At 41.5% G+C, this 23,933-nt stretch carries 21 protein-coding genes; 5 read left to right on the top strand and 16 right to left on the bottom strand.

The window, feature by feature from the left end:
• Positions 1 to 336 precede the first annotated feature (336 nt).
• From O3Q51_00515 to O3Q51_00500, 4 genes are all read right to left on the bottom strand, one after another.
• Positions 337 to 1,941: an FISUMP domain-containing protein gene (locus tag O3Q51_00515; protein MCZ4407271.1), complete on the bottom strand. Its 1,605-nt coding sequence runs from the start codon at positions 1,939 to 1,941 to the stop codon at positions 337 to 339.
• A 1,409-nt stretch (positions 1,942 to 3,350) separates the two neighbouring features.
• The gene (locus tag O3Q51_00510; protein ID MCZ4407270.1) at positions 3,351 to 3,575 is read right to left on the bottom strand and encodes a hypothetical protein; all 225 of its coding nucleotides are present in this window, start codon (positions 3,573 to 3,575) and stop codon (positions 3,351 to 3,353) included.
• Positions 3,572 to 3,967 carry a DUF5675 family protein gene (locus O3Q51_00505; protein MCZ4407269.1) on the bottom strand — a complete coding sequence of 132 codons (396 nt, stop codon included), beginning with the start codon at positions 3,965 to 3,967 and terminating at the stop codon, positions 3,572 to 3,574. Before O3Q51_00505 ends, O3Q51_00510 begins: the two co-directional genes overlap by 4 nt.
• Positions 3,968 to 3,970: 3 nt before the next feature.
• Entirely contained in the window at positions 3,971 to 4,726 is a 756-nt protein-coding gene (locus tag O3Q51_00500; GenBank protein MCZ4407268.1) for a hypothetical protein, read from the bottom strand.
• Positions 4,727 to 5,619: 893 nt separating this feature from the next.
• Here O3Q51_00500 and O3Q51_00495 point away from each other — a divergent pair.
• The 4 genes from O3Q51_00495 to O3Q51_00480 all read left to right on the top strand — a co-directional run bounded on the left by O3Q51_00495 (position 5,620) and on the right by O3Q51_00480 (position 9,704).
• Positions 5,620 to 5,859, top strand: coding sequence for a hypothetical protein (locus O3Q51_00495; GenBank protein ID MCZ4407267.1), 240 nt, complete (start codon positions 5,620 to 5,622; stop codon positions 5,857 to 5,859).
• Entirely contained in the window at positions 5,798 to 6,328 is a 531-nt protein-coding gene (locus tag O3Q51_00490) for a hypothetical protein (protein ID MCZ4407266.1), read from the top strand. The genes O3Q51_00495 and O3Q51_00490 overlap by 62 nt, the downstream gene beginning before the upstream one ends.
• Before the next feature lie 809 nt (positions 6,329 to 7,137).
• On the top strand, positions 7,138 to 8,538 hold the full coding sequence (locus O3Q51_00485; protein ID MCZ4407265.1) for a hypothetical protein: 1,401 nt from the start codon (positions 7,138 to 7,140) through the stop codon (positions 8,536 to 8,538).
• The gene (locus O3Q51_00480; GenBank protein MCZ4407264.1) at positions 8,538 to 9,704 is read left to right on the top strand and encodes a glycosyltransferase; all 1,167 of its coding nucleotides are present in this window, start codon (positions 8,538 to 8,540) and stop codon (positions 9,702 to 9,704) included. The genes O3Q51_00485 and O3Q51_00480 overlap by 1 nt, the downstream gene beginning before the upstream one ends.
• Positions 9,705 to 9,759: 55 nt before the next feature.
• Here O3Q51_00480 and O3Q51_00475 read toward each other — a convergent pair whose 3' ends face one another.
• The 3 genes from O3Q51_00475 to O3Q51_00465 are packed head-to-tail and all read right to left on the bottom strand — an operon-like array spanning position 9,760 to position 13,976.
• Positions 9,760 to 11,037 (bottom strand): glycosyltransferase, encoded by a 1,278-nt coding sequence (locus O3Q51_00475; protein MCZ4407263.1) that lies wholly within the window; start codon positions 11,035 to 11,037, stop codon positions 9,760 to 9,762.
• Between the two features lie 3 nt (positions 11,038 to 11,040).
• A complete protein-coding gene (gene asnB / locus O3Q51_00470; GenBank protein MCZ4407262.1) occupies positions 11,041 to 12,807 on the bottom strand; it encodes an asparagine synthase (glutamine-hydrolyzing) in 1,767 nt (588 codons plus the stop codon).
• Entirely contained in the window at positions 12,792 to 13,976 is a 1,185-nt protein-coding gene (locus O3Q51_00465; GenBank protein ID MCZ4407261.1) for a glycosyltransferase, read from the bottom strand. Before O3Q51_00465 ends, asnB begins: the two co-directional genes overlap by 16 nt.
• 124 nt (positions 13,977 to 14,100) lie before the next feature.
• Here O3Q51_00465 and O3Q51_00460 point away from each other — a divergent pair, with 124 nt between their 5' ends.
• A complete protein-coding gene (locus tag O3Q51_00460) occupies positions 14,101 to 15,234 on the top strand; it encodes a glycosyltransferase (protein MCZ4407260.1) in 1,134 nt (377 codons plus the stop codon).
• Here the strand turns inward: O3Q51_00460 and O3Q51_00455 are convergent.
• From O3Q51_00455 to O3Q51_00415, 9 genes are all read right to left on the bottom strand, one after another.
• Positions 15,210 to 16,196 (bottom strand): D-glucuronyl C5-epimerase family protein, encoded by a 987-nt coding sequence (locus O3Q51_00455; protein MCZ4407259.1) that lies wholly within the window; start codon positions 16,194 to 16,196, stop codon positions 15,210 to 15,212. The two genes, O3Q51_00460 and O3Q51_00455, sit on opposite strands and share 25 nt — an antisense overlap.
• On the bottom strand, positions 16,156 to 17,343 hold the full coding sequence (locus O3Q51_00450) for a glycosyltransferase (protein MCZ4407258.1): 1,188 nt from the start codon (positions 17,341 to 17,343) through the stop codon (positions 16,156 to 16,158). Before O3Q51_00450 ends, O3Q51_00455 begins: the two co-directional genes overlap by 41 nt.
• Positions 17,340 to 18,269, bottom strand: a complete 930-nt coding sequence (locus tag O3Q51_00445; GenBank protein MCZ4407257.1) for a hypothetical protein — start codon at positions 18,267 to 18,269, stop codon at positions 17,340 to 17,342. The genes O3Q51_00450 and O3Q51_00445 overlap by 4 nt, the downstream gene beginning before the upstream one ends.
• Positions 18,266 to 19,279, bottom strand: coding sequence for a UDP-glucose 4-epimerase GalE (gene galE / locus O3Q51_00440; protein MCZ4407256.1), 1,014 nt, complete (start codon positions 19,277 to 19,279; stop codon positions 18,266 to 18,268). Before galE ends, O3Q51_00445 begins: the two co-directional genes overlap by 4 nt.
• A 74-nt stretch (positions 19,280 to 19,353) precedes the next feature.
• A complete protein-coding gene (locus tag O3Q51_00435) occupies positions 19,354 to 20,181 on the bottom strand; it encodes an FkbM family methyltransferase (protein MCZ4407255.1) in 828 nt (275 codons plus the stop codon).
• A gap of 332 nt (positions 20,182 to 20,513) precedes the next feature.
• Positions 20,514 to 21,527 (bottom strand): polysialyltransferase family glycosyltransferase, encoded by a 1,014-nt coding sequence (locus tag O3Q51_00430; GenBank protein ID MCZ4407254.1) that lies wholly within the window; start codon positions 21,525 to 21,527, stop codon positions 20,514 to 20,516.
• On the bottom strand, positions 21,524 to 22,222 hold the full coding sequence (locus tag O3Q51_00425; protein ID MCZ4407253.1) for an acylneuraminate cytidylyltransferase family protein: 699 nt from the start codon (positions 22,220 to 22,222) through the stop codon (positions 21,524 to 21,526). Before O3Q51_00425 ends, O3Q51_00430 begins: the two co-directional genes overlap by 4 nt.
• The gene (locus O3Q51_00420) at positions 22,219 to 23,265 is read right to left on the bottom strand and encodes a nucleotidyltransferase family protein (GenBank protein MCZ4407252.1); all 1,047 of its coding nucleotides are present in this window, start codon (positions 23,263 to 23,265) and stop codon (positions 22,219 to 22,221) included. Before O3Q51_00420 ends, O3Q51_00425 begins: the two co-directional genes overlap by 4 nt.
• Complete coding sequence (locus tag O3Q51_00415) at positions 23,262 to 23,933, bottom strand: PIG-L family deacetylase (protein MCZ4407251.1); 672 nt, start codon at positions 23,931 to 23,933, stop codon at positions 23,262 to 23,264. Before O3Q51_00415 ends, O3Q51_00420 begins: the two co-directional genes overlap by 4 nt.

Below are 23,933 nucleotides of genomic sequence, written 5' to 3'. Positions count from 1 at the left end.
TTTAAAGGTGATTAGAGTTGAGGTTTGATTTGGGAAGTGGGCAGTTATGGATGGACGGTAGTCGGTAGCCGGTAGTTAGCAGTGAGCAGGGCGTATTTTGTGTTTTGTATTGGCAGTATGTTCGGTAGTAACCTTTCCTGCATCCGACTTAGTCCTTAGCTGGGAGGGATACACTGAGCCTGGCTAGACTCGCTAGAGCTCGTTAAAGTTTATCCACGGATAGACACGAATGAACACGAATGGGGGAAAGGACGTGTAGGACGTGGGTATCAGGCACCCCTTTCCGCGAAAGCGGGAACGCCTGAAAATTAATAAAGCGGATGTGGGATGAAAACCCTAGTCCTGAACACAACGGATGCTCATGCCTTCTCCCAATTGTGCCGAGATCTTGGAGATACCCATAGATAAGTATGAGAAACCGCGGTAGTGAAGCTCGGGATCCGAACCGAGGTCATTGGGGACATGAAAGCGCGCAGTAGTTTGTAATCCCACAAAATCGATAAATACGAAAAAGCGGTAGCCGAGAGGCAAAGCTCCGAATCCATAGGTGTCAGCTCCTCCTATATTGAATGGGGACCAGAATTGATCGGCCTTTAATTGACCTCCTATGTTTCGGCCTCTTCCGCGTTCAGGACCGTCGGTGGTCAATTCCTGAGTGGGCATACCCATGACCTCTTCCATTGTAAGCCAGTCGGATTCAGCTGAAACATGCCAACCTGCGGGGCATACATTTCGCTCATCCAAGACCACATAGCCATTGTAGTGTCTTCCGGTGGAATCTCCAAGGGCCTGGTCATTGTTGAAGTTGCAATAAGCCACTTCGGTGGTCGAGAGCCACTCACTTGCCGGTTCGAGATTCGGAATTTCATCGCCATTGTTAAACTGCGTTACCTTGAGGTTTTCACCAGTCCAGCAGGCGTTTCCTATTTGCACTACCGTGTATTGATTTCCATCAAGATCGGTGACCGACTGAGGACAAACAGGGTCGAATACTTGAATAAATTCTTCAATCGAGCTGGTGTTCTCGCCAAACTCATTCGCTACGGTAAGCGATACATTGTAGGCTCCGGGAGAGGCGTATGTATGCGCAGGGTCCGCTTCCGTAGATGTGGTGCCGTCGCCAAAATCCCACAACCAGGATGTAGGTTCAAACGGGGACACGTCCTTAAACTGAACCTCAGCACCCGTAAGAGGTGCCTGAGGGGTGGCTTTAAACTTCGGTTTTGGCATGAAACCCGCTAAGTCGCCTACCTCTCCGGTATTGAAAAAAGCAGGTAATGACCACGGCCCCTGCACCAAGGGATCGAAACTACATCCACAGCGTATCCGCCAGTTGTAATCAAAGTCTGCCAGCAATTGAGATCCGGGTATCACATACTCAGAGAGTTCCGTACCCAATACTTGCATTGCTTCCAATGGACCGTCGACCGGTTGAAATTCGATTCGGCACCCTTTTGATTTGGAGATGGGATTCCACATCAGGTGAATGCCGTCTGCCTCTTCGGTAGGAGAAGCGATCAAACCGGATACCACCGGATAAGGATCAGCACAAGGCACGATTTGACCGACTGTGCTCGTCCAGAATGCCACGGTGCTTGAGTAAGGACCAAAAACAGGAGGATCTCCCGGACAACCGCAGGACACACGGGCTTCATATTGAGTTTGAAAGAGCAGGACGTCGCCTGAGATGGAATACGTGCCTAAATCAGCTCCCTCTATTAAGGTATACTGTGATTCAGATGAGCCAAAGGGTCTAATTTGGATTCGGCATGCTTGCGAACCAATAATTGGTGCCCAATTGAGGACCAATGCTCCTTCTCCGAAAGCCACTGAGAGATTGGTAACTTGTGGATACGGCTCTTCGCAGGGAGTAAGCTCTTGGGCGAATAAGGAAAAATTGAAAAGTAGGAATAGCAGGGAAATAGCAGGTAAGCATTTCATGGGTTGGTTGTTAAGTGATTGGTTTCTAAAGGTAAGGAAAATTAGGTAGAGAGGTTCTTGGTCGGTGGTGCGTAATTCGTAGTGCGTAGTGCGTAGATCGTAGTGTGAGATTCGTAGGGGGTTGTCGGTAGTCGGTGGACGGCGGTTGGTGGGCAGTAGTCAGTGGGCAGTGGGCAGTGGGCTGTTAAGAATGAAAAGCGTTGTCACTTCGAGTGTTTTGCGACGAAGGGGCAAAATGTATCGAGAAGGTGGAGGTGGTAGTCGATGGTAGATAGTCGGTGGTAGTATTTCGTAGCTCGTAGTGCGTAGGGCGTTGTCGGTAGTCGGTGGTCGGTGGTTGGTGGTCAGTAGTCAGTGGGCAGTGGGCAGTGGGCAGTGGGCTGTTAAGAATGAAAAGCGTTGTCACTTCGAGTGTTTTGCGACGAAGGGGTAAAATGTATCGAGAAGGTGGAGGTGGTGGTCGATGGTAGATAGTCGGTGGTAGTATTTCGTAGCTCGTAGGGCGCAGTGCGTAGCTCGTAGTGCGTAGTGCGTAGATCGTAGGGCGTAGTCGGTAGAGATGAGCGAAAAGTGTTTTAGCTGTGGGCTGTCGGCTTTCAGCTACCAGCGAATCGCGGTTTTAAGGGTGATTATTGTTGAAGTTTGACTTGGGAAGTGGGCAGTTTTGAGTGAGAAGTGAAGAGTGAAAAACGAAAAGTGAGCAGCGTTGTCACATCGAGTGGCCAACGAAGGAGGTTGAACTTAGTGAGGCACGAGCGCTCTCACCGACCTTCGGGAGGTAATCGAGATGGTGCGTGGGGAGGCACTAGCCTTTAGCTACTAGGTGATTTTCTTATAGTGACAATTCGAATGAAAGTTGGTGATTTGGGCTTCGCGAGCTCATTTTTAAATCCATCTACGTCTTCAGCTCCGCAGGCTACAATGAAGCCACCTGAGCTACTTGCTACGCCGTGTGAGAACGTTTTATTCAATTCTCCAAAGGAAGATATAGATTCACTACTGTTTTAGCTGTGGGATGATTTTTTACTTTTCGTGAAAATCGTGACATAGCTAATCTCTTCCCCTTTTTCTTGATAAAAAGTGGAGTAAAAATCAAGGACGTCGAAAGGCAATTTTTGCGTGATCAAATCTTATCATATTGGGCAAAGCGAGTAGCGCAAAACCCCGGCTAAAAACGGACACGCGCACTTTTCGGGGCAACTCTTTTTGAAGAGGATTATTTCGTTGGTCGATTACAGCTGATGGTGGTACCCTTTTTACCGGTATTGCTGCACGACGTCCGATCCGTGGCGGCTGGGCTTATGGACTTTAGATGATTTAACTCTAAGCGTCTTTAAAGGGTCAAAAAGAACAATAAAAAGAAAAACCCCGAGCTTGCGCTCGGGGCTTGGATTAAGCGTGAGGGATGGTTATTCGCCATCTACAGTGGCTTGCGACACTGCTGTGAGGACGCCACCCGTTACCGCCACGTAACCTGCTGCCGTGGAGACCAAGGCAGGTAGGGATACGGGCGCCGTAAGGACCGCTCCACCGGCGGCTATTAAAGCCAGTCCGACATTGCGGATTATGCGGAAGAATTTGGGAGTTTTGCTAAAAAGCCTTTGGCCCAAATTCATTTTTTCGCTCTTTTTCATGTATGAATGTTTAAGATTAAACTATTCCCATTAGCCTTGAGGCGGTTGAACACCTCAAGGAATCGTTGCGTAGCTGCGCGGGAGCGAAGTCCGGTTCCTTGCCCTGTAAGCTCTGACACCGGTGCGATGCAACCGCGAAGTTCTCGCAGAGCATTATTTGCCGGATGAAGGAGGATATGGGATCGGTTGGGAACATTTACCACTTCCACGCAGTGTCCGAATCGCGGGCTGTAACGCGCCTTCAGGATGTACTGTCCTTCGGGAATGCAAGAGACATTGGGTTGGTTCATGCGCCAGGGCAGTTCGATGGTCTTGCAGACCAGTTTGCCTTCAGCGATGAGGTAGCCGTTTGTCCCTTGGTTACCGTATATTCGGATAAGGTTGAACCTCATGGCCTATGCGTTATCGATGCCCACGAGGGCCATGGCGTTTTTCACTCCATCATTGAGGATGTACAATTGTCCGTTTACCTCTTGGTAGAACCACACACCCAGTGCTACCGCCAGCGTATGCGTGCTTCCCGCAGGAAGAGTTAAGCTGAGGGTTTGCGGTGCTTCGGTTTGGTTGCCGTAGAGGATGTCGGTCGATTCGACGACATCGTTTGTGAACACGAGGTTTTCCCAATCGAGTTCAGCGGCAGCCGCGGCGAGGCGGATGTGGGTTGTTCCTTCAGGTGCAGCTACCCCGACTTCGGGCAGCATTTCGGGGAGGTCGATGTTGACGGTGCCGGCGGCAGGATCTATTGCGACATCCACGGGTACTTTGAGCACCCCTGACATGGTTTGACGTTGATTGAATTCATACCCCAAGAGGTAATTGAAGTCGCCTTGGGTTATGACTCGCTCTCCCCTTCCGTTGACGGGGTCGGATTTCACGACCTTCAAGGTTTGAGTTACGAGTCGCGGGTACCCACGACGATCTGAAATTTGACGCGTTTGAATGGCGAATGCCTGGCGGATGAGCTTTGCAGCTTTTCCGGCTCGGGCAAATTCGGCCCAATTTTCACGCGTTCTAATGAAACGGCGGTCTTTGCGCATTTTATCTCCGTTGAGGGAGGTACTGAGGCGCACTTCGTGTCCGTCTTCTGATTGTGTGAAGGTCAGGTTTCCGACTTTTCCTCGGATCCTGATCACTCCTGATTGACGTCCCATATATTTAGGTTTTAAATTGTCATTAATCAAGGTTGGCGCTTTGCCAACAAGACAAATATGGGGCGCTACACACATGCTAAACAAGCAGTTGCGGGAAAGTTGGGAAATGATCGTGAAAGGTGTCTAATTATTTGGAATCGCGGGAAATTTTGGGATGACCCGGGAAAAAACGGGATTGAAAATGGAAATGAATAGGAGTTGGATAGGGATAGGTATGGGATTGGTTAGGGATTGGTTAGGGATAGGTATAGGGGAAGAAAGGTGGTCAGAGGTCAGTGGTCAGTGGGCAGTGGGCAGTGGGCAGTGGGCAGTGGGCTGTTAAGAATGAAAAGCGTTGTCACTTCGAGTGTTTTGCGATGAAGGGGCAAAATGTATCGAGAAGGTGGAGGTGGTAGTCGATGGTCGATGGTTGGTGGTAGTATTTCGTAGCTCGTAGGACGTAGTGCGTAGCTCGTAGCTCGTAGGGCGAAGTCGGTAGTCGATGGTTGGTGGTCGGTGGGCAGTAGTCAGTGGTCAGTGGTCAGTGGGCAGTGGGCAGTGGGCAGTTAAGAATGAAAAGCGTTGTCACTTCGAGTGTTTTGCGACGAAGGGGCAAAATGTATCGAGAAGGTGGAGGTGGTAGTCGATGGTCGGTAGTCGATAGTCGGTGGTAGTATTTCGTAGCTCGCAGGGCGTAGTGCGTAGCTCGTAGTGTGTAGTACGTAGGGCATATTGTGTGGTGAGTATTTCGAAGTGCATGGGTGTCACTTTTTGACAGCTGGCATAAACACTCTATATATCACACAGTTAAGATTAATGAGATTGTTAAAACGCTTGACTTTTTTAGAAAAAATCACTAACTAGTAGTAGCTGAGGCCGACATAGCCAGTGTTTTATTAACCAAACTTATCCTTATGAAACACAAAAACTACAGGGCGGTGATCTACGCAAGTGACATTGCCATTTTACTTGGAAAGAGTGTAAAGACGGGATATCGACATATTTCCCAGATGCGCAAGTACTTCGGAAAAGGACGTGATATGTTTATCACCGTGAGTGAATTTTGTCATTACACCGGAATAAGTGAATCAGATGTTTACACTCATTTTGATGCGATCGGTGAGGGAAGAAGGGATAGCGAAAAAGAGGAGTAAGTTCCGAGGTATATGGATCGGCGATGGTTTGCCGGTTTGTTTGGATCGTTTTCTCGGTATCGGGAAGGCTCAGGTTTGCTTGCGCGAATGGCCCGTTGACACATGGGTATCTGCTTATTCGAGTGGCATTTTATCTGAATTTGATTTGGAGTATGGTTTTGGCCGTTATGGTCGGGATAATCCTGAAGGTTTTTTGGATGTGCTGGGTCGTTTTTGCGGAAAGCGGAAGCGACCGAAGGTATTGGTTTTTGTGACCGAGGTGGGAAGAAGTGAAGAGCTCGAAGCTGTTTGGGATTGGATCAACCGAAAATACGTGCGCCGGGGTGTTGTTTACGTGATGGAGAAAGAATTGGCCATGGCTGCGCAATTGACGGGTTTGAAAGAGCTGAAAGGCATGGATTTCTGCGTCGGCGGAAGCTTGACCGGATTGGATCGGACGACGTTTTGGATGGAGGTGGTTGAACCGTAATTTAAAATCTCAATGATCGTTAAATAATTAATAATTCTGATTTTCTATATCAGACACGAAAGGTCAGTTTCTTTTTTTTAAAAAAGTCAAATAAGTAGTAAGCAATTTTGAAAGCTGGAAAAAGAAATATCAGTGAGCATTTCAAGCAGAAGAGACCTGATCGAAATATTCGGTCCATAACTCTGATTGTCTAATCTAATAAGTTTGACGCTTGGTAATTAAACCCCAAAAAGTATCTAAGTCGAGTTTAAGCCCAAAATCTGATTGGCTTCATATTAAGTTTTGTTGCGGAGTTGGAAATGCGAATATAGTGGAATTGACGCCAGCTTAACCGAAGAGCTTATATTCGTATTAAATAAGTAGATTGAGCACGTGTCAATTGGGTTAGCTAAATACTATCAAATAGTTTTCCGCAGTGCTAAAAGTAAACATCATTATGTTTTACAACCCAAGTTTAGCTTTTGCACCAAATTGTTAGATTAAACAAATTATTCATTTAAGTTTGATTAAGATTATGGCTTTAAATTTATGAATAAGGCTTAAGCCTTGATGGAATTGAAGAGAACTTCACGAATAAGACCTATGCTAGGGCTTATCTCTTTTAGCGACAGGTTTGAACATTTAAACGATTGATCTATGCGTTTTCTAGCAACTTTAAACTGAATAAAAAAGGAGGGGGGGGGGTAATCATTATGGACATGAGCAAATTCGCTATTCAAGGCAACAACTTTCCTGTAACCCTCAGCTATTATGGAACACATCAATTCCACTGTACAGCTCAGAAAATACATGAAAAAGTTGTGGCCTAAATGAGTTTTCTTGACTTTTTGCTTATTCTTGTTTATCTCCCTCTTTGCTTGGGTGTTGGGAAATATTTCCAAAACAAACATCCTCACAATCCTATCTATCAAAAATGGTTCATGAAAGGATTGTTGTTCAAACTTTTGGCCTGTATCGCTTTTTGCCTAGTATACACCTTTTACTATGATTATGGCGGAGATACACGTGCCTATTTTCAAGAAGCGCTCATCCATATTAAAGCCTTGTCAAATGGACCTCAAGTCTTTTATGAGGTTATGACGAGACAATATGAAAATGTCAGCGCGACTACTCTGGATTTACTTTTTCAAACCTCTTTTCACTCTACAACTGAATATTACACAGTCAATTTAGGTACTCCATTTATTTTAATGGGGATGGGAAGCTATTTTTCAGGAAGCATGCTTATTGGGCTATTCAATTATTGGGGGCTCTGGCATTTTTTCTTGCTCTTTCAAAGAAAATTTCCCGCACTTGAGAAACAAATGGCGTTCTCAGTATTGTTTATTCCCTCGGTCTTATTTTGGGGTTCTGGCTTCAATAAAGACACATTTATATTGTGCTTTGTAGGTCTCTTCCTCTTTTATTCGGATAAACTATTTTCATGGAAGATTTTCAATATTAAAGCAATTTTGATCATACTTATTACAGGCTATTTGATCTTTTCCATCAAAGCATATGTATTGGTTAGCTTGATACCAGCGGTTCTTATTTGGCGGACACTCTACCTTAGAGATCGAATAAACGTTTGGTGGCTAAGATCAGCGGTATTACCAATAATCGGAGGCATTTCTATTTTGGCCGTAACTTACTCTCTTAACTTTTTGAGTCAGTATACGGAAAAATATTCTGTTGAAAATTTTGTTGACTCCGCTCAAAGTATGCAAGGCTGGCATTATGTTGAAGGACGCAATACCTCCGGTGATAATGGGAGGGGATCTAGCTATACTTTAGGAAGTTATGAAGAGACTACTACAGGCCTTCTAAAAGTCTTTCCAGCGGCTGTGAATGTCACCTTTTTTAGGCCCTATTTTTGGGAGGTTAAGAATACGGCTATGTTGGCTCAAGCGATCGAAAGTTTTCTCTTCCTTTTTTTTACTGTTGCTACAATTTTAAAAGTTGGAATCTTTCGCACTTACAGTTTTATAACCAATGATTCCTTCTTATTAATGTGTGTGATTTTTTCAATATTTTTTGGATTTGCGGTTGGTTTTTCTTCCTATAATTTTGGAGCCTTATCCAGATATAAAATACAATGTGTTCCTTTTTTCGTCGCTTCATTGTTTATATTGAGATATAAGCATAAAGAGCTGAAAAAAGGATTTGTGGAAAAAGAGATCGAGGCAAGAATTCGCCAAAACAATCAGCTTATTCCTGGATTTAACTATTAATGAAAGTATTAGTTCTAGGTCCTTATCCTTCTGGTCTTGCTCCATCCCAACGATTTAGATTTGAGCAATATCTTGATTTGGTGCAAAATGTGGATTTTAAGCAGATAGGATTTTGGAGAAAAGATGAATGGCCGAGAATTTACGAAGACGGCAGTATCAAGTACAAAGTATTAAGAACGATAGGAGGATTTTGGAGGCGACTCTTATTACTTGCTCAAGTGAGCAATTACAATAAAGTTTTTATTCATCGAGAGGCCACGCCCATTGGGCCGCCATGGTTTGAATGGGCTGTAGCCAAAGTATTCAGGAAACCAATAATTTTTGATTTTGACGACGCCATTTGGCTTCCGAATAGCTCAAAAGCAAACGAGAGAACTGCGGGTAAGCTGAAGTTTCATGGGAAAACAGCAAAGATTTGTTCGTGGGCCACTACCGTAGTAACCGGAAATAAATTCCTGTCGGAGTATGCGAGGCAGTATTGTGAGGATGTAAGGATTATTCCTACTACGATTGATACGAAGGGACATCATAATCCTGATTTGTATATTCGTAGGGGCTCAAAGTGGATTAAGAAGGGGGAAGCTGTCAATGGGCTGTCGGCTCCCAGCTATCAGCTGTCGGCTGATCGTCTTGAAAGTGACAAGCTCGTAACCATTGGTTGGACTGGTACTCATAGCACATTGAAACAGCTTACTCCCCTATTCCCTGTTTTGGAGGAGGTCTATCGGACCCATCCTTTTCGGTTCTTGTTGATCGCTGATGTACCACCTGAGTCGATGCCCGATTTTGTGGAGTTCCGTAAATGGAAAAAGAAAACTGAGATAGAGGATCTATTGGAAATCGATATCGGAGTGATGCCCCTCTATAATACGGAGTGGGAAAAGGGCAAATGCGGGTTCAAAGCACTTCAATACATGGCTTTAGGAATTCCTACAATTGTTTCGAAAGTTGGAGCCAATTTGGATATTATAGGTGAAAATGAATTTGGGTTGATCGCTGAAGAAATGCCGTTGAATAATTCGGTATTATGGCAAAAAAATATTTTCAATCTACTGGACGATCATTCACTGCGCAACGGATTGGGAATAAAAGGCAAGGAGCGCATTTTGGACAAATATTCAATTCTCTCTAACAAAAAAAGTTTTGTAAGCTTATTTTGGAGTTGAGTATTTGTACAGAATCTCTCGATCTGGTTAAATACACTTGTCCGTAGAGTAGTTCCTACTCTATTCTGCAATATATATCTCCATAGGCATTGATTCCTTTCTCTAAAGAAAAATAGTCTTTAGCTCCTATTCGAATTTGGATTTTGTCCAGTAACGTGATCTTATCCCAGTTCTCCGCTACCTCTATATAATATTCTTCTTCACAGTTCTTCACCACCCATCCCGAACCGAATTTCTCAACAATGTCCGCACTATCCCCTACTCCTGCATTGCAAATCACCGGAATTCCCATGGCCATCAGTTCCCCTTGCTTGGTGGGGCTGGAGGCTTTCTTGGAATAGGCTGGTAGGATAAAGAATACAGAAGCGGACATCAAACTCATCAAAGCCGGTACATCCTTTCGCTCGGCAGCGACATGCACGATATAGGATTGTGGAATACCTAAGGAACTTGCCCTTTGTCGAAGAGGAGCCAAATCATCGTGACTTAATATGAGAAAGCGAAGACTGGGCTTCTTTTGGAGTAGCACTTTGTACAAATCCAGCATCTCATTGGCCATATACCAGGTCCCGAGAGATCCTACGTAGCCGAGGTATTCTAAACTCGGGTCTATTCCGTAGACTGCTTGGAGCCACAACTTCTTGTTGTCCGTAATGCGGCGAAAATCAAAATGATCCAAATCAGAAGCGCAAGGAATAATTGTGATTTTGTCTTGAACTTTAAGGGCGCGGTCATAGTTGTACATAAACTCACCTCCCCCATAGAGTTCATTTTGCACGTACCAGTTTTCGATTTCACGCTTACCTTCGTAGGTGAGTGAAACAATGGCATCCGCCTGCTCCAAGAAGTCGCGTTCCTTTATCTTAAAGTAATCATAAATGCGTTTATAAAGTGGGTTAGTCAGGTTCCAAATTTTCCCATCGACCCGCTCATCGGCATAGAATCCGCGCATATCAAACAGGAACGGAATGCCTTTCTCACGCTTCAACTTGAGCGCTACCAATGAGGTCAGGTAAGAGCGACAATGGATCAGGTCAAATGGTTCTTGTCCGTGAAGGTCTCTTACCTCTGTTTCTAGCCGCTGTAAATCCTTTATAGTCGAGAGAATGGGTGGATTCTTGGTGTATTGCAGTGGTTTCCACTCCAGCCCTACCTTTTTACAGCGTCGTTGAATGGTGTTTTCCAAACGAGCAAAGGGCTTTGTCTTTTCAAAAGACAAGATGGTGATCCGATGGCCTCTCTCGCTAAGCCCCTCCAAATAGGGCAGAATTTGGCTTTGACCCAAGGGGTCGGTCAAGCCATCGTAAGTCAGGTATAGCACCCTTTTTTGCATGGCTCAAATATAACGGGATAAGACCTTTAAAGCATAAAGGCGATTGTAGAGATAGTCGTCACCGGATTGATAGTTTCGATTTATTTCATTGTAAGGCTTCTCATACACAGCCGACACCCTATATGGATGATACTCTTTCATCCATTTTTCGAGTGGTATCGAAAATCCCCATTTTTGACGGTAGATCAGCTCATTGGGGTAGTATCGTTCCATGATTTTTTTGATCAGATATTTTGACTCTCGGTTTTTGCGTTTCAGCTTGGGGTCAATATTCAGGGAAAGCTCTACCAGCCGGTGATCCAAAAATGGAACTCTGGCTTCCAAACTGTAGCGCATAGAAGCTCTATCTACCTTTACCAGCAGATCATCCTTGAGGTAATTGGTCAAATCAAAAAAGGCTTGTTCTTCAGCGGGGGAAAAGTCTCGGGCCTTTTTACTCGGGCTATATGGGTCAATAAACTCTTTGTTTGAGATCCGCTCAATTTCTTTTCGGGAAAAGAGGTTTTGTTCTTGAGAAAAAATGTGAGCAAATAACTCTGCCTTGGAAGGGGCATCAAAAACGTTTGCTGCTCTTTTGTTTCGAGTCTTTCCCGAGGCTCGAAGTGCCATAGTCAATACTTTACGATAAGGCCAGTACTTGGTCATTCTATCGGCCCAAGTATAGGCACCGTAGCCCATAAAGAGTTCATCTCCCCCATCCCCACTTAGCACCATCTTCACGTGTTGTGCGGCAAACTTAGAAACGGCCATCGTCGGAAACACCGAAGAATCGATAAATGGCTCTCCCAACAGATCAATCCCTTGCTCCAAATTATCCATGACTTCTTTACGGGTAACATGAATATGATGGTATTTCGCACCAAGGTGATCGGCCATGGCTTTGGCAAAAGGACTTTCATCAAAGGCAGCATCCTCAAAAGACACATTAAAGGTTAGGATAGGTTCTTTTAGCTGATCAGCTGCCATGGCAGTGATCAATCCCGAATCTGCTCCTCCGCTAAGAAATGTGCCAAAGGGTACATCAGACATCAGCCGCATTTGAACCGAATCACGAAGCAATTCTTCCACCTTCTGCAGGACCTGAGCTTCAGAATGAAGAACGGTTTCCGTAATATGGTCCTCAGGTCTCCAATATTTCTTAATGGTGAGTTTCCCGTTTTTGTAGAGCCCATATGCACCAGCAGGAAATTTATAGATGTTCTTGTAGAAAGTGTAGGGTTCGGGAATATATCCACGGTGGAGAAAAAGAGGTATGACGTCTTGATTGATCTCCACGTCACCAATTAGTTCTTTGAGTGCCGGTAGTTCACTGGCAAAGGCAAATCGGTTTCCGTCGTGGTAATAATAAAGGGGTTTGATGCCCAAACGGTCGCGGAAAAGGTGGATTTCATCGGTTTCCTTGTCGTAGATGGCCAAGGCAAACATGCCGTTGAGTTGGGTTATTTGGTCAAAGCCTTCCTGCACCAAGAACTCGAGAAGTGCTTCGGTATCGGATTGAGTCTTAAGGCGGAGGCTGTTTTTAGAAACCAAGTCGCGGTAGTTGTACACCTCGCCGTTGTAGACCATTACGTAACGACCGCTAATGCTAAAAAAAGGTTGATTTGCTGCCTCGGCCAGATCAATAATGGAAAGCCGACGGTGGCCAAAGACTGTTTTACCCTTGGAATCTTGCCAGAGATTTCCGGAATCAGGTCCACGATGAAAAAGGGTATCCACAATTGACTTATTGAGCAATGACCGCCCGCTAACTGAGCCTATGATTCCGCACATACCTCCTTAATCAGATTCAAAAGCTCTTCAGATGATTTATCTCTGGAATACTCTTGCCTCAGAACTGGAGTTGTAAAGTATTCATCTTGCCCAATATGTTCCCAAAATTCGTCTAGAATTCTAACCACATCTTCGACTGAATCGGCGATGTATCCGCAGCTTTGGTTAGTCAGGAGTTCATTAAAAACCGAATGATCATTAGGGCAAAGAAGAATAGGGCGTTTCAAGCCCAGATAATCAAACACTTTCCCATTGGTCAGCGGCAAATTTCGGTCGGAAAGCATTAGAAAAGCATTTGAATCGGAGGCAGCCGAAACTAAATCCATGTATGAAAGAGATTCAGTTATGACCACTTTATCTTCAACTCCATCAAATAGTTCCAATAAATAATCTGCTTGCTCCTTAAAATCCCCAAGACCATAAAAGTATATCTTCAAGTCGGAATCTGAATTTTCACTTATCCATTTTTTTACCCCCAATATGAACAATGAAGGATTACGATGTTTGTAAAGTCTACCAAAATAGGATATTTTGATCCTTGACTTTGAAACCAATGAACTTTTAAAGTTCGTGGGAATGGCATGACCATTTGGTATCAAGGCGATATCTTTTTGAGGGAAAATCTGTTGGATTCTTTGCGCTGTTGGGATACCGACAGTAGTTATATAAGAAGCTGTTGATACCATTCGCTTTTCAATAGCACTGAAATACTGGCGATATAACAAAGCATGCAAATAGGAATAATCCAGAGTGGGTTCATTGGACCAATTATCACGGTAATCTGCAATCCAAGGTATGTCAAATTTCTTGGATAAGGTATTTGCATATTTGAACAAAATAAAAGGTTCAGCTGTGGCAACTATTATGTCCGGAGAGTTCGTAGCACATACTTCAAATGCAGTTTTTAATAGTTGTCTTTTTTGATCATACACAGGTAAGAAGTATGCAAAATATAAACTTAAAGCCGAGCGAATTTTTCTCCGAATTACTTGTAATAATGATGGTGAATCGGCTTTCAATGTCTCCTGATGATCGTCAAAATCATTTCTTGAGACAACTGTTACCTCTATACCTTGGCTTTCAAAAAATAATTTCCAATGATTAGGTCTCTGTGCGCCTACTGTCTTGTAAGGAGGATAGTCAAAACAAAGTATGAGTATATGATTCAAATGGTAGTAAGTTTGTTGCAAATATGCAGATTTTCATCCCAAAGAGAAGGTAGCTGTGAATGAACAAAAAATTGACATTTTAATCCTTACGGCTCGTTTTCCATATGGGAAATCAGAGGTGTTTTTGAAAAATGAAATTGACGTTATAGCTCCCTTTTTTTCAACCATTTATATTCTCCCATCTAATACCGAGAGAAATATTGAATTCGAACTACCTCCAAATGTTAAGATTCTTACTGAACCTTTAAAAAGTATCGGGATTATCCGATTACTAATCAGCATATTAAGGAACAAGGAAATTCTATTGGAATTTATCTCAATAATGACTCAATTCAAAAAAGTAAAAACCCTCTTAAGTTTCCTTAAGAGGGGACTATGTATGCAAGAAAGATTGAATTGTGCGCTGAGAAAACTAAAAGTTCAGCCAAAAATATACTATTCTTATTGGAATGACGAAAATGCTTTAGGATTGGCTCTAGACGCATCAATTATATTCAAGACAAGCAGAATACACAGCTGGGACGTTTACGAAGAAAGACATTCCCCACCTTACTTGCCTCTGAGAAAATTTATTTGTCAAAAACTGGATGTCATTTATTCCATATCGGATCACGCACGAGTTTATGCGGAAAAGAAGTGGGGTGGGAACATTGAACTATCTCGAATAGGTGTTAAAAGTTCTGAGAGCACAAAATTCAGTGGAAGCTCAATTAAAACATTGGTGAGTATAAGTTTTCTATCTCCTGTAAAGAATATCGAATTTTTGATAGAAAACAGAGGTATCATTGAAAACCTCGGTTTTAAGTGGATTCACATTGGAGATGGTGAAAAGCTGCCTGATTATCAAAAAACATGCAGTCGTGAGACGTTTATAGGATATATGAAAAACAGTAATATTATAAATTTCCTTAGCACTCATCGTGAAGAAGTCTGTCTAATAAACGTTTCTCACTTTGAAGGAATTCCTGTTTCAATGATGGAGTCGATGAGCTTTGGTATTCCTTGTATCGGAACTGAAACAGGAGGTGTTAAAGAAATTATTGAACACGGAAAAAACGGTTATATTCTCCCTGCAAAGCCTGATAGTGCAAGCTTTGAATTTTGCCTTCAAAATATCAGCAAGTTAACCTCCGAGGAATTGTTGGAAATGCGCAAAAACTCCTTTGACACCTATTATAGAGAATACAGAGCCAAACAGAATTATACTCAGTTTGCAAAAGGGCTGCTCAGAAACTACCTCAAGAATAGACTCCGTTGATCTATTCGGGGCTTGATTCGGTACATCAACTCAACACGGATTAAATTCAGAGTACTGATTTGTCTCTTCCATTTTAAACCATAGTCTAAAAAAGACTGCTCTCCTGTCAGATTATATAGAGCCATCATTTGGGGTACATGCACATTTTTTTGATAGTACTTTTTAACGAGTTCTCTTTTTAAAACGTCATATACAGACCAGTATCCAATGTCGTATTCTCCTAAAGAATTTAGTAATGTATTTACTGTTAATTCAAACATTGATTTTGCCTCTTCGCTCGATGAGAACTTCCAGTAATCATAAATACCGAATATGCTATACACAAATCCATTTAACACAAAAGAAGGCTCATTTGTAGGGTATTCTTCGATCCAATAGAAGTTTTTTCCTTTAATTCTCGCAACACCACCTTTTTCAAAAGGTATTTTAAGAAAATCAAAACACCCTGAAGCTACATTCATTAAGGATTCATTGCCGAGGATCTTACTCATTCGGGAGTAAAATGAAATTGCCTCGCCAACAGCCATACCGGAATAATATGGTGCCTCTATACTATATTTTTCATTGTAACTATTGTAAGCCCAGTTTGGAAGTGAAAGATACTCAATGCGTTCAATTTCGAGACGGTCGAGAACATTGATGGCTCGATCCAAATACTCCGATCGATCATACCCAATATAGAGGTCAATGCAAATCAAACCGAATTGAAGTATTGTAACTGGATTATAGACCATTTGACCGTTGAAAAAAGAATAAGGAACTCCCTTTTCATCAAAATCTCCGTAAAGACCATTTTGATAGTCTATGATGGTCTCAGTAAGGTCTAGGTGGTATCTTATATTTTGACTAAAATCAATGTCTACACCGGGAACAACAACTGTATCAGAACAGTAGTCAGTTGCTCTTTCCCCTTTTGAAAAGCTAGTATTGGGAAGAGGAAGTAAGAGGAGTTTTTCTTTCACGAACATTTATGATTTCATGATAATAATCCAACACACGTTGTACATGGATGACCATGTCAAAACCGGCAGCATAGTTTATTGCATTCTGAGAAATCGTCTTATACAGTGCAGAACTCTCAGAAAGTTCTATAATCTGATTGGCGAAAAGTTTTGCATTTTCCTCATCAAACATATATCCATTTACACCATGTTCGATGATGTCCCTATTGCCCTTCCCATTGAGAGCAATTACAGGTAGACCTGTTGCCATAGCTTCAATTATAACCAAGCCAAACGGTTCATAGGTTGCAGGATGGATGTAAAAGTTCGCTTCTTTCAGACGCATCTCTACATCACTTACTAATCCTGAAAAAATTACTGAATCACTCAGACCTTTCTCCTCTGCCAGATGCCTGACATTATCTTCTTCAACTCCTGATCCCACAAATTCCAGTTTTACGGATTTATTTGTTCTGTTTTGAAGAGCTTCAAGAATATGAATTAAAAATCTATGATTTTTATAAGGGGCGAACCGAGCCACATAGATTAACTTAATTTCATCCAAGTCTTGGCTTCGGTCGTGTTGGTATACATTGAATTTTCTGAAGTCAATGGCATGATGGATCATGCGAATCCTGTTATTCAAATACGAGGGAAGAACTTTTTTGTAATACGCCTCTGTATGTCTAGAAATTGCAATGAAATGATTGTTACATGCTTTGTAGCGCTTTAGCATCCAATTCTTTTCATACAAATTGGTAAATTTTCTTTTACTAAATGCATCGCTGATTGAGAAGGTATCTAGTTCCTCCATATTGTTTTGACATGTCGAAATATAGACAGTATTTGGATGAATGTATTCCCTTGAAATCATTTCAGATTTGAAGAGATGACTATGAATAACGTCAGGATTAAATTTCTTTACCAATGTCCGATATTCGTCAATTTGAACTATGCTTTTACCTGAAATCGACGGCTGTACAACTGATTTGCAAATGCAAAAATCAATCTCACTCGTCAAATTTACATACTCATTTTCCTCAGAAAAACTAACTAGCTTTGTTTCATGGCCTGCTTCCGTCAACGCTTTTGTTAAATCCGCAGCGTATCTTTCAGCACCACCTTTGCTCATTGACTTTATGACTTGAAGAATCCTGAGCTTTCTCATACAATCGGATTTATCCCGTTTTTATCGATTTGAATGCCCGTTATCATATCCTTCACCTCAGCACACGCTATTTTATCCAGTTTCGCCCACGGAGCAGGAGTTCCATCATGACGCCATTTATTAGATTTAAAGTTCATCAAATGCAAATAAATAAAATTTCGATTGCCATCTCTGGAATTTGAAATTTGTCCATCCACGTAGTACCAGGTATCGGGTTGACTGGAGTTTATGGTGCCATCTAGCCATGGCCTTGGCAAGAAAGGGGTTGTAAATTGCTCCTTGAGATACATTTTCTTGGATTTAATCTGCTTAATCGCGTTCCGCAGTTTCTTAGGGGTACGCAATCCAAATTTATAATATGCCTTCTCCCAGAAAGAATACAAATAGGCGTTTGTAATGCCATGTTCATCAATTCCGACAAACTCCTGATTTTGAAGGGCCTCTTTCCATTGGTAAATTTTCAAATATTTTTCACGATGCTTTTTTATGTTTTTGAATAAAGCCATATGTCCCGAAATCCTATGAGCATGCGTTGAAAGGATTTCGTATCGGTTCAGAATATCTTCGGTGTAAAAACTCCTGATGTCTCCGAAAAGAATGTCCATGTCAGTCCACCCATAAAAGTCGTATTCCCTAATCGTTTCGAGGTGAATAACCCCGAAAAGCGGACGCAAATCGCATAATTTGTAAGCATTGGGAGGAGAAAAATCAAAGTCCACAAATTTGTTTGCATGTGCTATATAGTCACTAAAAGACATGTGATGCACGTATACATTAGGGGGTAAGTTGTAGCTAGGAGCTATATCGGTGAAAATATGAAAATCAATTGTAGAATTTCTTCGAACTGTTTCGAAAAATAAATGAGCCCATTCAGGGAAAACACCAAAATACGGAATGATTAACGCAATACTCTGAAGTCGATTCATGCCTTCACTCCACCTGTTTCACGAGTCCAAACGTGCTTTAATGCTTCATCAACAGAATATTGAGCTTCCCAGTCCAAAACGGTCGAAGCTTTGTTCACATTTGCATATATCTCAAGAATTTCAAGCTCTCTGGCTTTGGTTTTTCTCAGAGGTAAGGATTTTCCCGTGATGCTTTCAAACTTTTGTATCATTTCAAAAACAGAAGTTCCTCTTCCCGTCCCAATATTATACGTTTCATATCCAGAGACTGTGGAATGATGAAGTGCATGAACATGAGCACTAGCCACATCACAAACGTGTATAAAGTCTCTGACACATGATCCGTCGGGAGTATTTAAATCATAACCAAAGACTTCTAATTGAGTATTATTGCCCAGGGCTGTTTTAAGCATCATTGGCACCAAATTTAATGATTGAGCCGAAATCTCTTCACCAATCATAACCATAGGATGGCAACCAATGGGATTAAAGTATCTCAAAGAAATAGCGCTTAACCGCCTCCCTGATTTAGCTGCAAGCCTAAGGATTGTTTCACCTATTGACTTTGTCAGCGCATAGGGATTTAACAAGTCTGTACAGACTGTATTCTCGTTTACCTCCCCATTAATTGAAGACCCATATACAGCGCAAGAGGAAGAGAAAATAAAACGTTCTATCCCATAATCCATTGCAAAATCAATAATGGAGTTCAACGATCCTAAATTGTTTTCATAATACCGCGTTGGCTCAAGTTGTGATTCAGGAATTGATTTGAGTGCTGCAAGATGAATAATACCATCAATATGTTTCTCAATTGCCATCATGGCTTCCAATGCACCTCGATTTTGACAAGAACATTCGTAGAAAGAAATGTTGTCACCAAATTGATTCAAAAGAACTTGAATATTCTTTTTCGAACTACTCCTCAAATCATCAATTACTACAGGCTTAAAACCCTTGCTAAGTAGCTCTGCACATATATGTGAACCTATAAAACCTGCTCCACCCGTGACTATAATCTTACCTATCATCTGATTTTCCAACTATTGCCTCTTAAATATACCATGCTCTAAATCGAAATATTCTGTGCGTGGCGAAATACAGTCTATTTTAAGAATGCGACGTAGTTTGCTGTTTTAAAAATCTCAAGAGACTCATTATATGATTTTAAGGGTACTAATCCGTTTAATACTACCCTGAAAACTTCATAATTACTTAAAAGCTCGAAAAAGTCCCGCATATAAATTCTGGAATCAACATTAGCTTCACCAAATTCAAATTGAATAACCTTTATTCTTTTTTCAGACAACATTCTCGAGGCACCGTTTAGAACTTGGTATTCGTTGCCCTCAACATCTATTTTGAGAAAGAAAATAAATGATATTTCATGTCTGAAAGAGTATGCATCGATGGTGTCCAAAGAAATATCTTCAGTGCTCTCAACCTCATAGTTATGTGCTTTCAAATCTCGCTCATAAAGAGAAGCAAGAACTGAATTGCCTGCATAGGAATATAGCTTCGAAATAGTCGCTTTATCGCTGAACCCAAAATTATTAAGCACATATTCGCTTCCTTGTCCCAAATTCTTTTCTAAGGCCAAAAAAGTCCGACCAGCAGGTTCAAAGCAGTGAATCTTGTGCTCAAATCCTTCAAAGGAGTTATGTATTTCCAGGGCATATGAACCTACATTGGAGCCAACATCGAATATTACATTATCGTTTTGGGAAGAGAGCCTAGATCTCAATACTTTTAATAGCTCAAGCTCTCCACTTGTTCTATAATCTCCACTACCGAAATTCATCCCACGAATAGCGATATCAAACAACGTTTGGTAAAATGATTGATACCTCATCAGGCCCCTTGTCCTCGAAAGAAATCCTCTTAAAAATGGGCGCACAAACTTTTTTATCAAAATAATCATTGTCCTGAGCATCAACAGTGGCTAACCGAGATAATTCATCTTGATCAGAAACTTAATGCCAATAAAAGAAAAAACTTTAAGATGGGCCGAATCATGAGTGGAGGTATCTACATAAAGAAATCACAGTTGAAGATTGATCCAAAGAAACATTTCTCTTGACAAAACTGCCTATCAATATTAGAAGAAAGTACATCGATATTTTATCACTAACTCTGCTTATTCGATCTCTCTATAACAGGGCATAGTTGCTGCTTAGATGAAAGACTGAAAATAATTTGGACTTGAGTAGACATAGTAAAGCAATTTATCATCTTCTTAAAATATCGACAAAATAATTAGCATACCTAGAGTAGTTCTACACTGGTTCTCAGAAATATTTCCTTTGTTCTTCCGACTATTCTTTGGCTCTCAGGTGTTAAAAGCCCATATACTGAATTCATTGCTGAGAATGATTCTCCGCTACCCAATATTTGATTGTAGAACAGCAAAGAACTCACAAAGCCATAAACACTTATTCTTTTGGACATTAATTCATATTCCAGAACACAATCAGTTGGAATTTCCTGATATCGAATACCTTCCATTTTCATAAGGTACTTAATTTCTTTAATCTCCTCTTCCTCCTGATTTGGATGAAACTTAACATAGAATGATTTCTTCTTAAGAACTGAGAGAACGCATTGAAAATATTTATCACCCATACTCTTAGGTATCATCCCGTATCTCATCAAAGCTCCAAAAATGAACAAATTACCGGCCTCCAGTTGAACTTTATAATTCTCCGGAATTTCCACAGTGATAGGGCATACATTCATTTCATTAGGAAATGCCTCTTTCCCTAATGCATATGCTCCGGTATTACCTGGGAAGCGGTTATAGAGATATTGCCCTTTATACATTCCTCCTAGCGGAAGCAGATTTTTTGTGAAAACATTTTTGGGATGAAACACCTTTGGTTCACCAAAATTTGAACTGTCGTAGCAGGACAAGCCCTCCTCTATGTAATAATACTTAACGCAATAGGGTTGGAATATTAAATACCGAAACAGACTTATCTTATCTTGTGGCAAATACAGGGTATAATCTTCAACCGGAGTGATTTTTCTTGCTTGCCTGTCGAGATAAAAACTTTCTAAAAGTGGCCTGACCTTTCTTCCAATTCGAGCTGTCTTTGATTTCTTATGTACAAGTACCCCGCATATCTTCTTTACATACTTATCAAAAAAAGAAGGGAGCTGATTCGCATAATTTGACTGAAGGATCAATTGCACTTGTTGTTCGGACAGATTTAAATGATCTATGACACCTTGGCAAACAATTGCCGTTATATGGCTGTGCAAATAAAACACGTGCCTCATAAGTTTTGATCTATTTGAAGTTTCTTGACTAAGAACTCGGCATAATTCCAATCCACTTCATCATCAATATCAACAGAGTATATTTTTGGCATCTCCAATTTTTTGATTTTGTTGAATTGTGCCATTCCTTTTTCCCTCAAGCTTTTCACGTTGATAACGTATATCGATCCATTAAATTCATAAACCTTGGGGCAATCTTGGCGACGGGTGAATTTTCCCGTTTTGGATTTTTCAAGAAACCCCTCTTCGTTTTCTTCGAAGAGCACGTAGTAAGGATTGGATTTCGTTTCACAAACAGAAACCACCATATCCAAGCTATCATCAAATAATTCTATTGCTTTTTTAATGTCCTCAGTTCTTCGAAAAGGACTTGTTGGCTGAAGAAGGATGACTGTTTTAAACTCAGAGCCCTGGGATTGGAAGAAATCAATCGCATGAATGAGCACTTGTTCGGTAGATGCAGTATCTGTAGCTAAATCTTTTGGTCTAAAAAAAGGTGTCACGGCTCCGAAGATTCGGGCACAAGCGGCAATTTCCTCACTGTCAGTAGAAACACAAACCGATTCCTGAGGAAATACCTCAAGCGCTGCTTCAATGGTATAGGCGATCAATGACTTGCCGTTTAAGGGCTTTATATTCTTCCCAGGCAATCCTTTGGAGCCCGCTCTTGCGGGTATGATGACCAAGAACGTCATAGCTTTAATCTCTTAATGTCTTCTGAGGCTTTCAAATAGTCTTCATGCTTGCCGATATCAAGCCAATAACCTGCATGTGGGTAACTAACCACGGATTTACCTTCCCTTATTAGCTCTTCCATCAAATCCGTAGCATTTAATGCTTTGTTACGTGGTATGCCCTCTACTACTTCCTTGTTCAACAAATAAATTCCTGCATTGCTGAAATGGGTGTATGTGGGTTTTTCTTTAAACCCGGTTACTTTATTCCCATCCGTTTCCATCACTGCATAGGGTACGTTTACGTGGTATGGAATACAGGCAACGGCAAGATCAGCTTTGGTTTCTCGATAGAACAGGTAAAATGCTTCAAAATCAATATTGGTCAGCAAATCTGAGTTCATTAAAAGCACCGTGTCGTGCTCTACATTATCCATCAGTGCCAATGCACCAGCCGTTCCGAGTGCTTCTGTCTCTTCAGCGTATTGAATACTTAAAGAGCGTTCGGAACCATCGCCAAAATACGATTTGATCTGATCGCCTAAATAGCGCACGGAAATCCATATATCATCAATGCCATAATTTTTCAATCGATCAATATTGCGCTCAAGAATGGGCTTATCTCCTACCTTCAGCATGGGCTTCGGTGTGTGATCAGTGAGGGGTTTCAATCGAGCCCCACGACCTCCTGCCATAATCAATGCATCTACAGGTAAGTATGACTTTTGAGAACGGAAGTTTACAACATTCACAATACGATGATCTTTATCGACAATAGGAAGAATTTTGAAGTTCTTCTCTCTGAAAGCAATGATCTCACTTAATTCAAAGTTGGCCTTTTGTATAAACTTTGGGTCGGGCTGAATAAAATCACTCAATGGGTTTTCAAACCCCAGTCCGCGAATAAAACCTCTACGAAAGTCGCCATCAGTAATGGAACCGATTAATCTATCATCTTCATCCACCAGAAACACTATGGCATCTGCAGCAAGCTCATCTAATACCTTTAAAACGTCTTTAACAGTAAAGTCTTCTCTGACCAGATGCTTTTGATAAGGAATCATTTATCGATAAATTTGATCAATTGAAAAGCCTCAGCATATTGAACCCCGGCAATTGCCCCTCTGTGAATTGCCAATGCTTTGATGTGGTCTAGGGATCTTGGAAAAGGATGCTGTCCTAATTCTGATCCATAAACTTTCATTATTTCTAGTTTTTTATCCAAATGATCGCTGATATCTACGAAATAGTTTGGTATGAAAACCTTTTCGTGCAAGGCAGGGGCAAATTCAGTTTCAGAAATACACTCATACAGCAATACCTTTTTTATAAAAGGATATCGAAATGATTTGGTGCAAGCCATCACAGCCTCGAATAAGAGTCTGTGATCAGAGTGTGCATCAGACCGATTTATACAATAGATAATTTCCGGCTTTTCTAAATGGAAAATATCAGAAATTTCAGGCACCAAATCCGGTAGACTGGAACTCGTCAATGTCATTGTTGGATAATCTAATTGATAGACTTTGTTAAATCCAAATAATTCAGAAACCCGCTTGATCTCAGCTTCTCTCGAATCAATTCTATCCTTTGTGAATCCTTGACTTTCAAATATTCGGGTTGCAATCAGCCAAGTTATTTTATCGTCCTTTCGTGCATGTTTAAGCAAGGTTCCCCCAACGCCAAGCGTTTCATCATCAGGATGTGCCGATATAACAATTACTTTATTCAT

The organism is Cryomorphaceae bacterium 1068, from assembly GCA_027214385.1.
Lineage (GTDB): Bacteria > Bacteroidota > Bacteroidia > Flavobacteriales_D > Cryomorphaceae > JAKVAV01.
Note: the sequence above shows the minus strand (reverse complement) of the source record. Positions and strands in the feature narration are given on the sequence as shown.

Coding starts and splice junctions, on each gene's coding strand:
- O3Q51_00445 (MCZ4407257.1), bottom strand. CDS start 18,269: ATGAATCGACTTCAGAGTATTGCGTTAATCATTCCGTATTTTGGTGTT.
- O3Q51_00480 (MCZ4407264.1), top strand. CDS start 8,538: ATGAAAGTATTAGTTCTAGGTCCTTATCCTTCTGGTCTTGCTCCATCC.
- asnB (MCZ4407262.1), bottom strand. CDS start 12,807: ATGTGCGGAATCATAGGCTCAGTTAGCGGGCGGTCATTGCTCAATAAG.
- O3Q51_00495 (MCZ4407267.1), top strand. CDS start 5,620: ATGAAACACAAAAACTACAGGGCGGTGATCTACGCAAGTGACATTGCC.
- O3Q51_00505 (MCZ4407269.1), bottom strand. CDS start 3,967: ATGAGGTTCAACCTTATCCGAATATACGGTAACCAAGGGACAAACGGC.
- O3Q51_00435 (MCZ4407255.1), bottom strand. CDS start 20,181: ATGCTCAGGACAATGATTATTTTGATAAAAAAGTTTGTGCGCCCATTT.
- O3Q51_00485 (MCZ4407265.1), top strand. CDS start 7,138: ATGAGTTTTCTTGACTTTTTGCTTATTCTTGTTTATCTCCCTCTTTGC.
- O3Q51_00430 (MCZ4407254.1), bottom strand. CDS start 21,527: ATGAGGCACGTGTTTTATTTGCACAGCCATATAACGGCAATTGTTTGC.
- O3Q51_00425 (MCZ4407253.1), bottom strand. CDS start 22,222: ATGACGTTCTTGGTCATCATACCCGCAAGAGCGGGCTCCAAAGGATTG.
- O3Q51_00415 (MCZ4407251.1), bottom strand. CDS start 23,933: ATGAATAAAGTAATTGTTATATCGGCACATCCTGATGATGAAACGCTT.
- O3Q51_00450 (MCZ4407258.1), bottom strand. CDS start 17,343: ATGAGAAAGCTCAGGATTCTTCAAGTCATAAAGTCAATGAGCAAAGGT.
- O3Q51_00420 (MCZ4407252.1), bottom strand. CDS start 23,265: ATGATTCCTTATCAAAAGCATCTGGTCAGAGAAGACTTTACTGTTAAA.
- O3Q51_00500 (MCZ4407268.1), bottom strand. CDS start 4,726: ATGGGACGTCAATCAGGAGTGATCAGGATCCGAGGAAAAGTCGGAAAC.
- O3Q51_00515 (MCZ4407271.1), bottom strand. CDS start 1,941: ATGAAATGCTTACCTGCTATTTCCCTGCTATTCCTACTTTTCAATTTT.
- galE (MCZ4407256.1), bottom strand. CDS start 19,279: ATGATAGGTAAGATTATAGTCACGGGTGGAGCAGGTTTTATAGGTTCA.
- O3Q51_00490 (MCZ4407266.1), top strand. CDS start 5,798: ATGTTTACACTCATTTTGATGCGATCGGTGAGGGAAGAAGGGATAGCG.
- O3Q51_00510 (MCZ4407270.1), bottom strand. CDS start 3,575: ATGAAAAAGAGCGAAAAAATGAATTTGGGCCAAAGGCTTTTTAGCAAA.
- O3Q51_00475 (MCZ4407263.1), bottom strand. CDS start 11,037: ATGCAAAAAAGGGTGCTATACCTGACTTACGATGGCTTGACCGACCCC.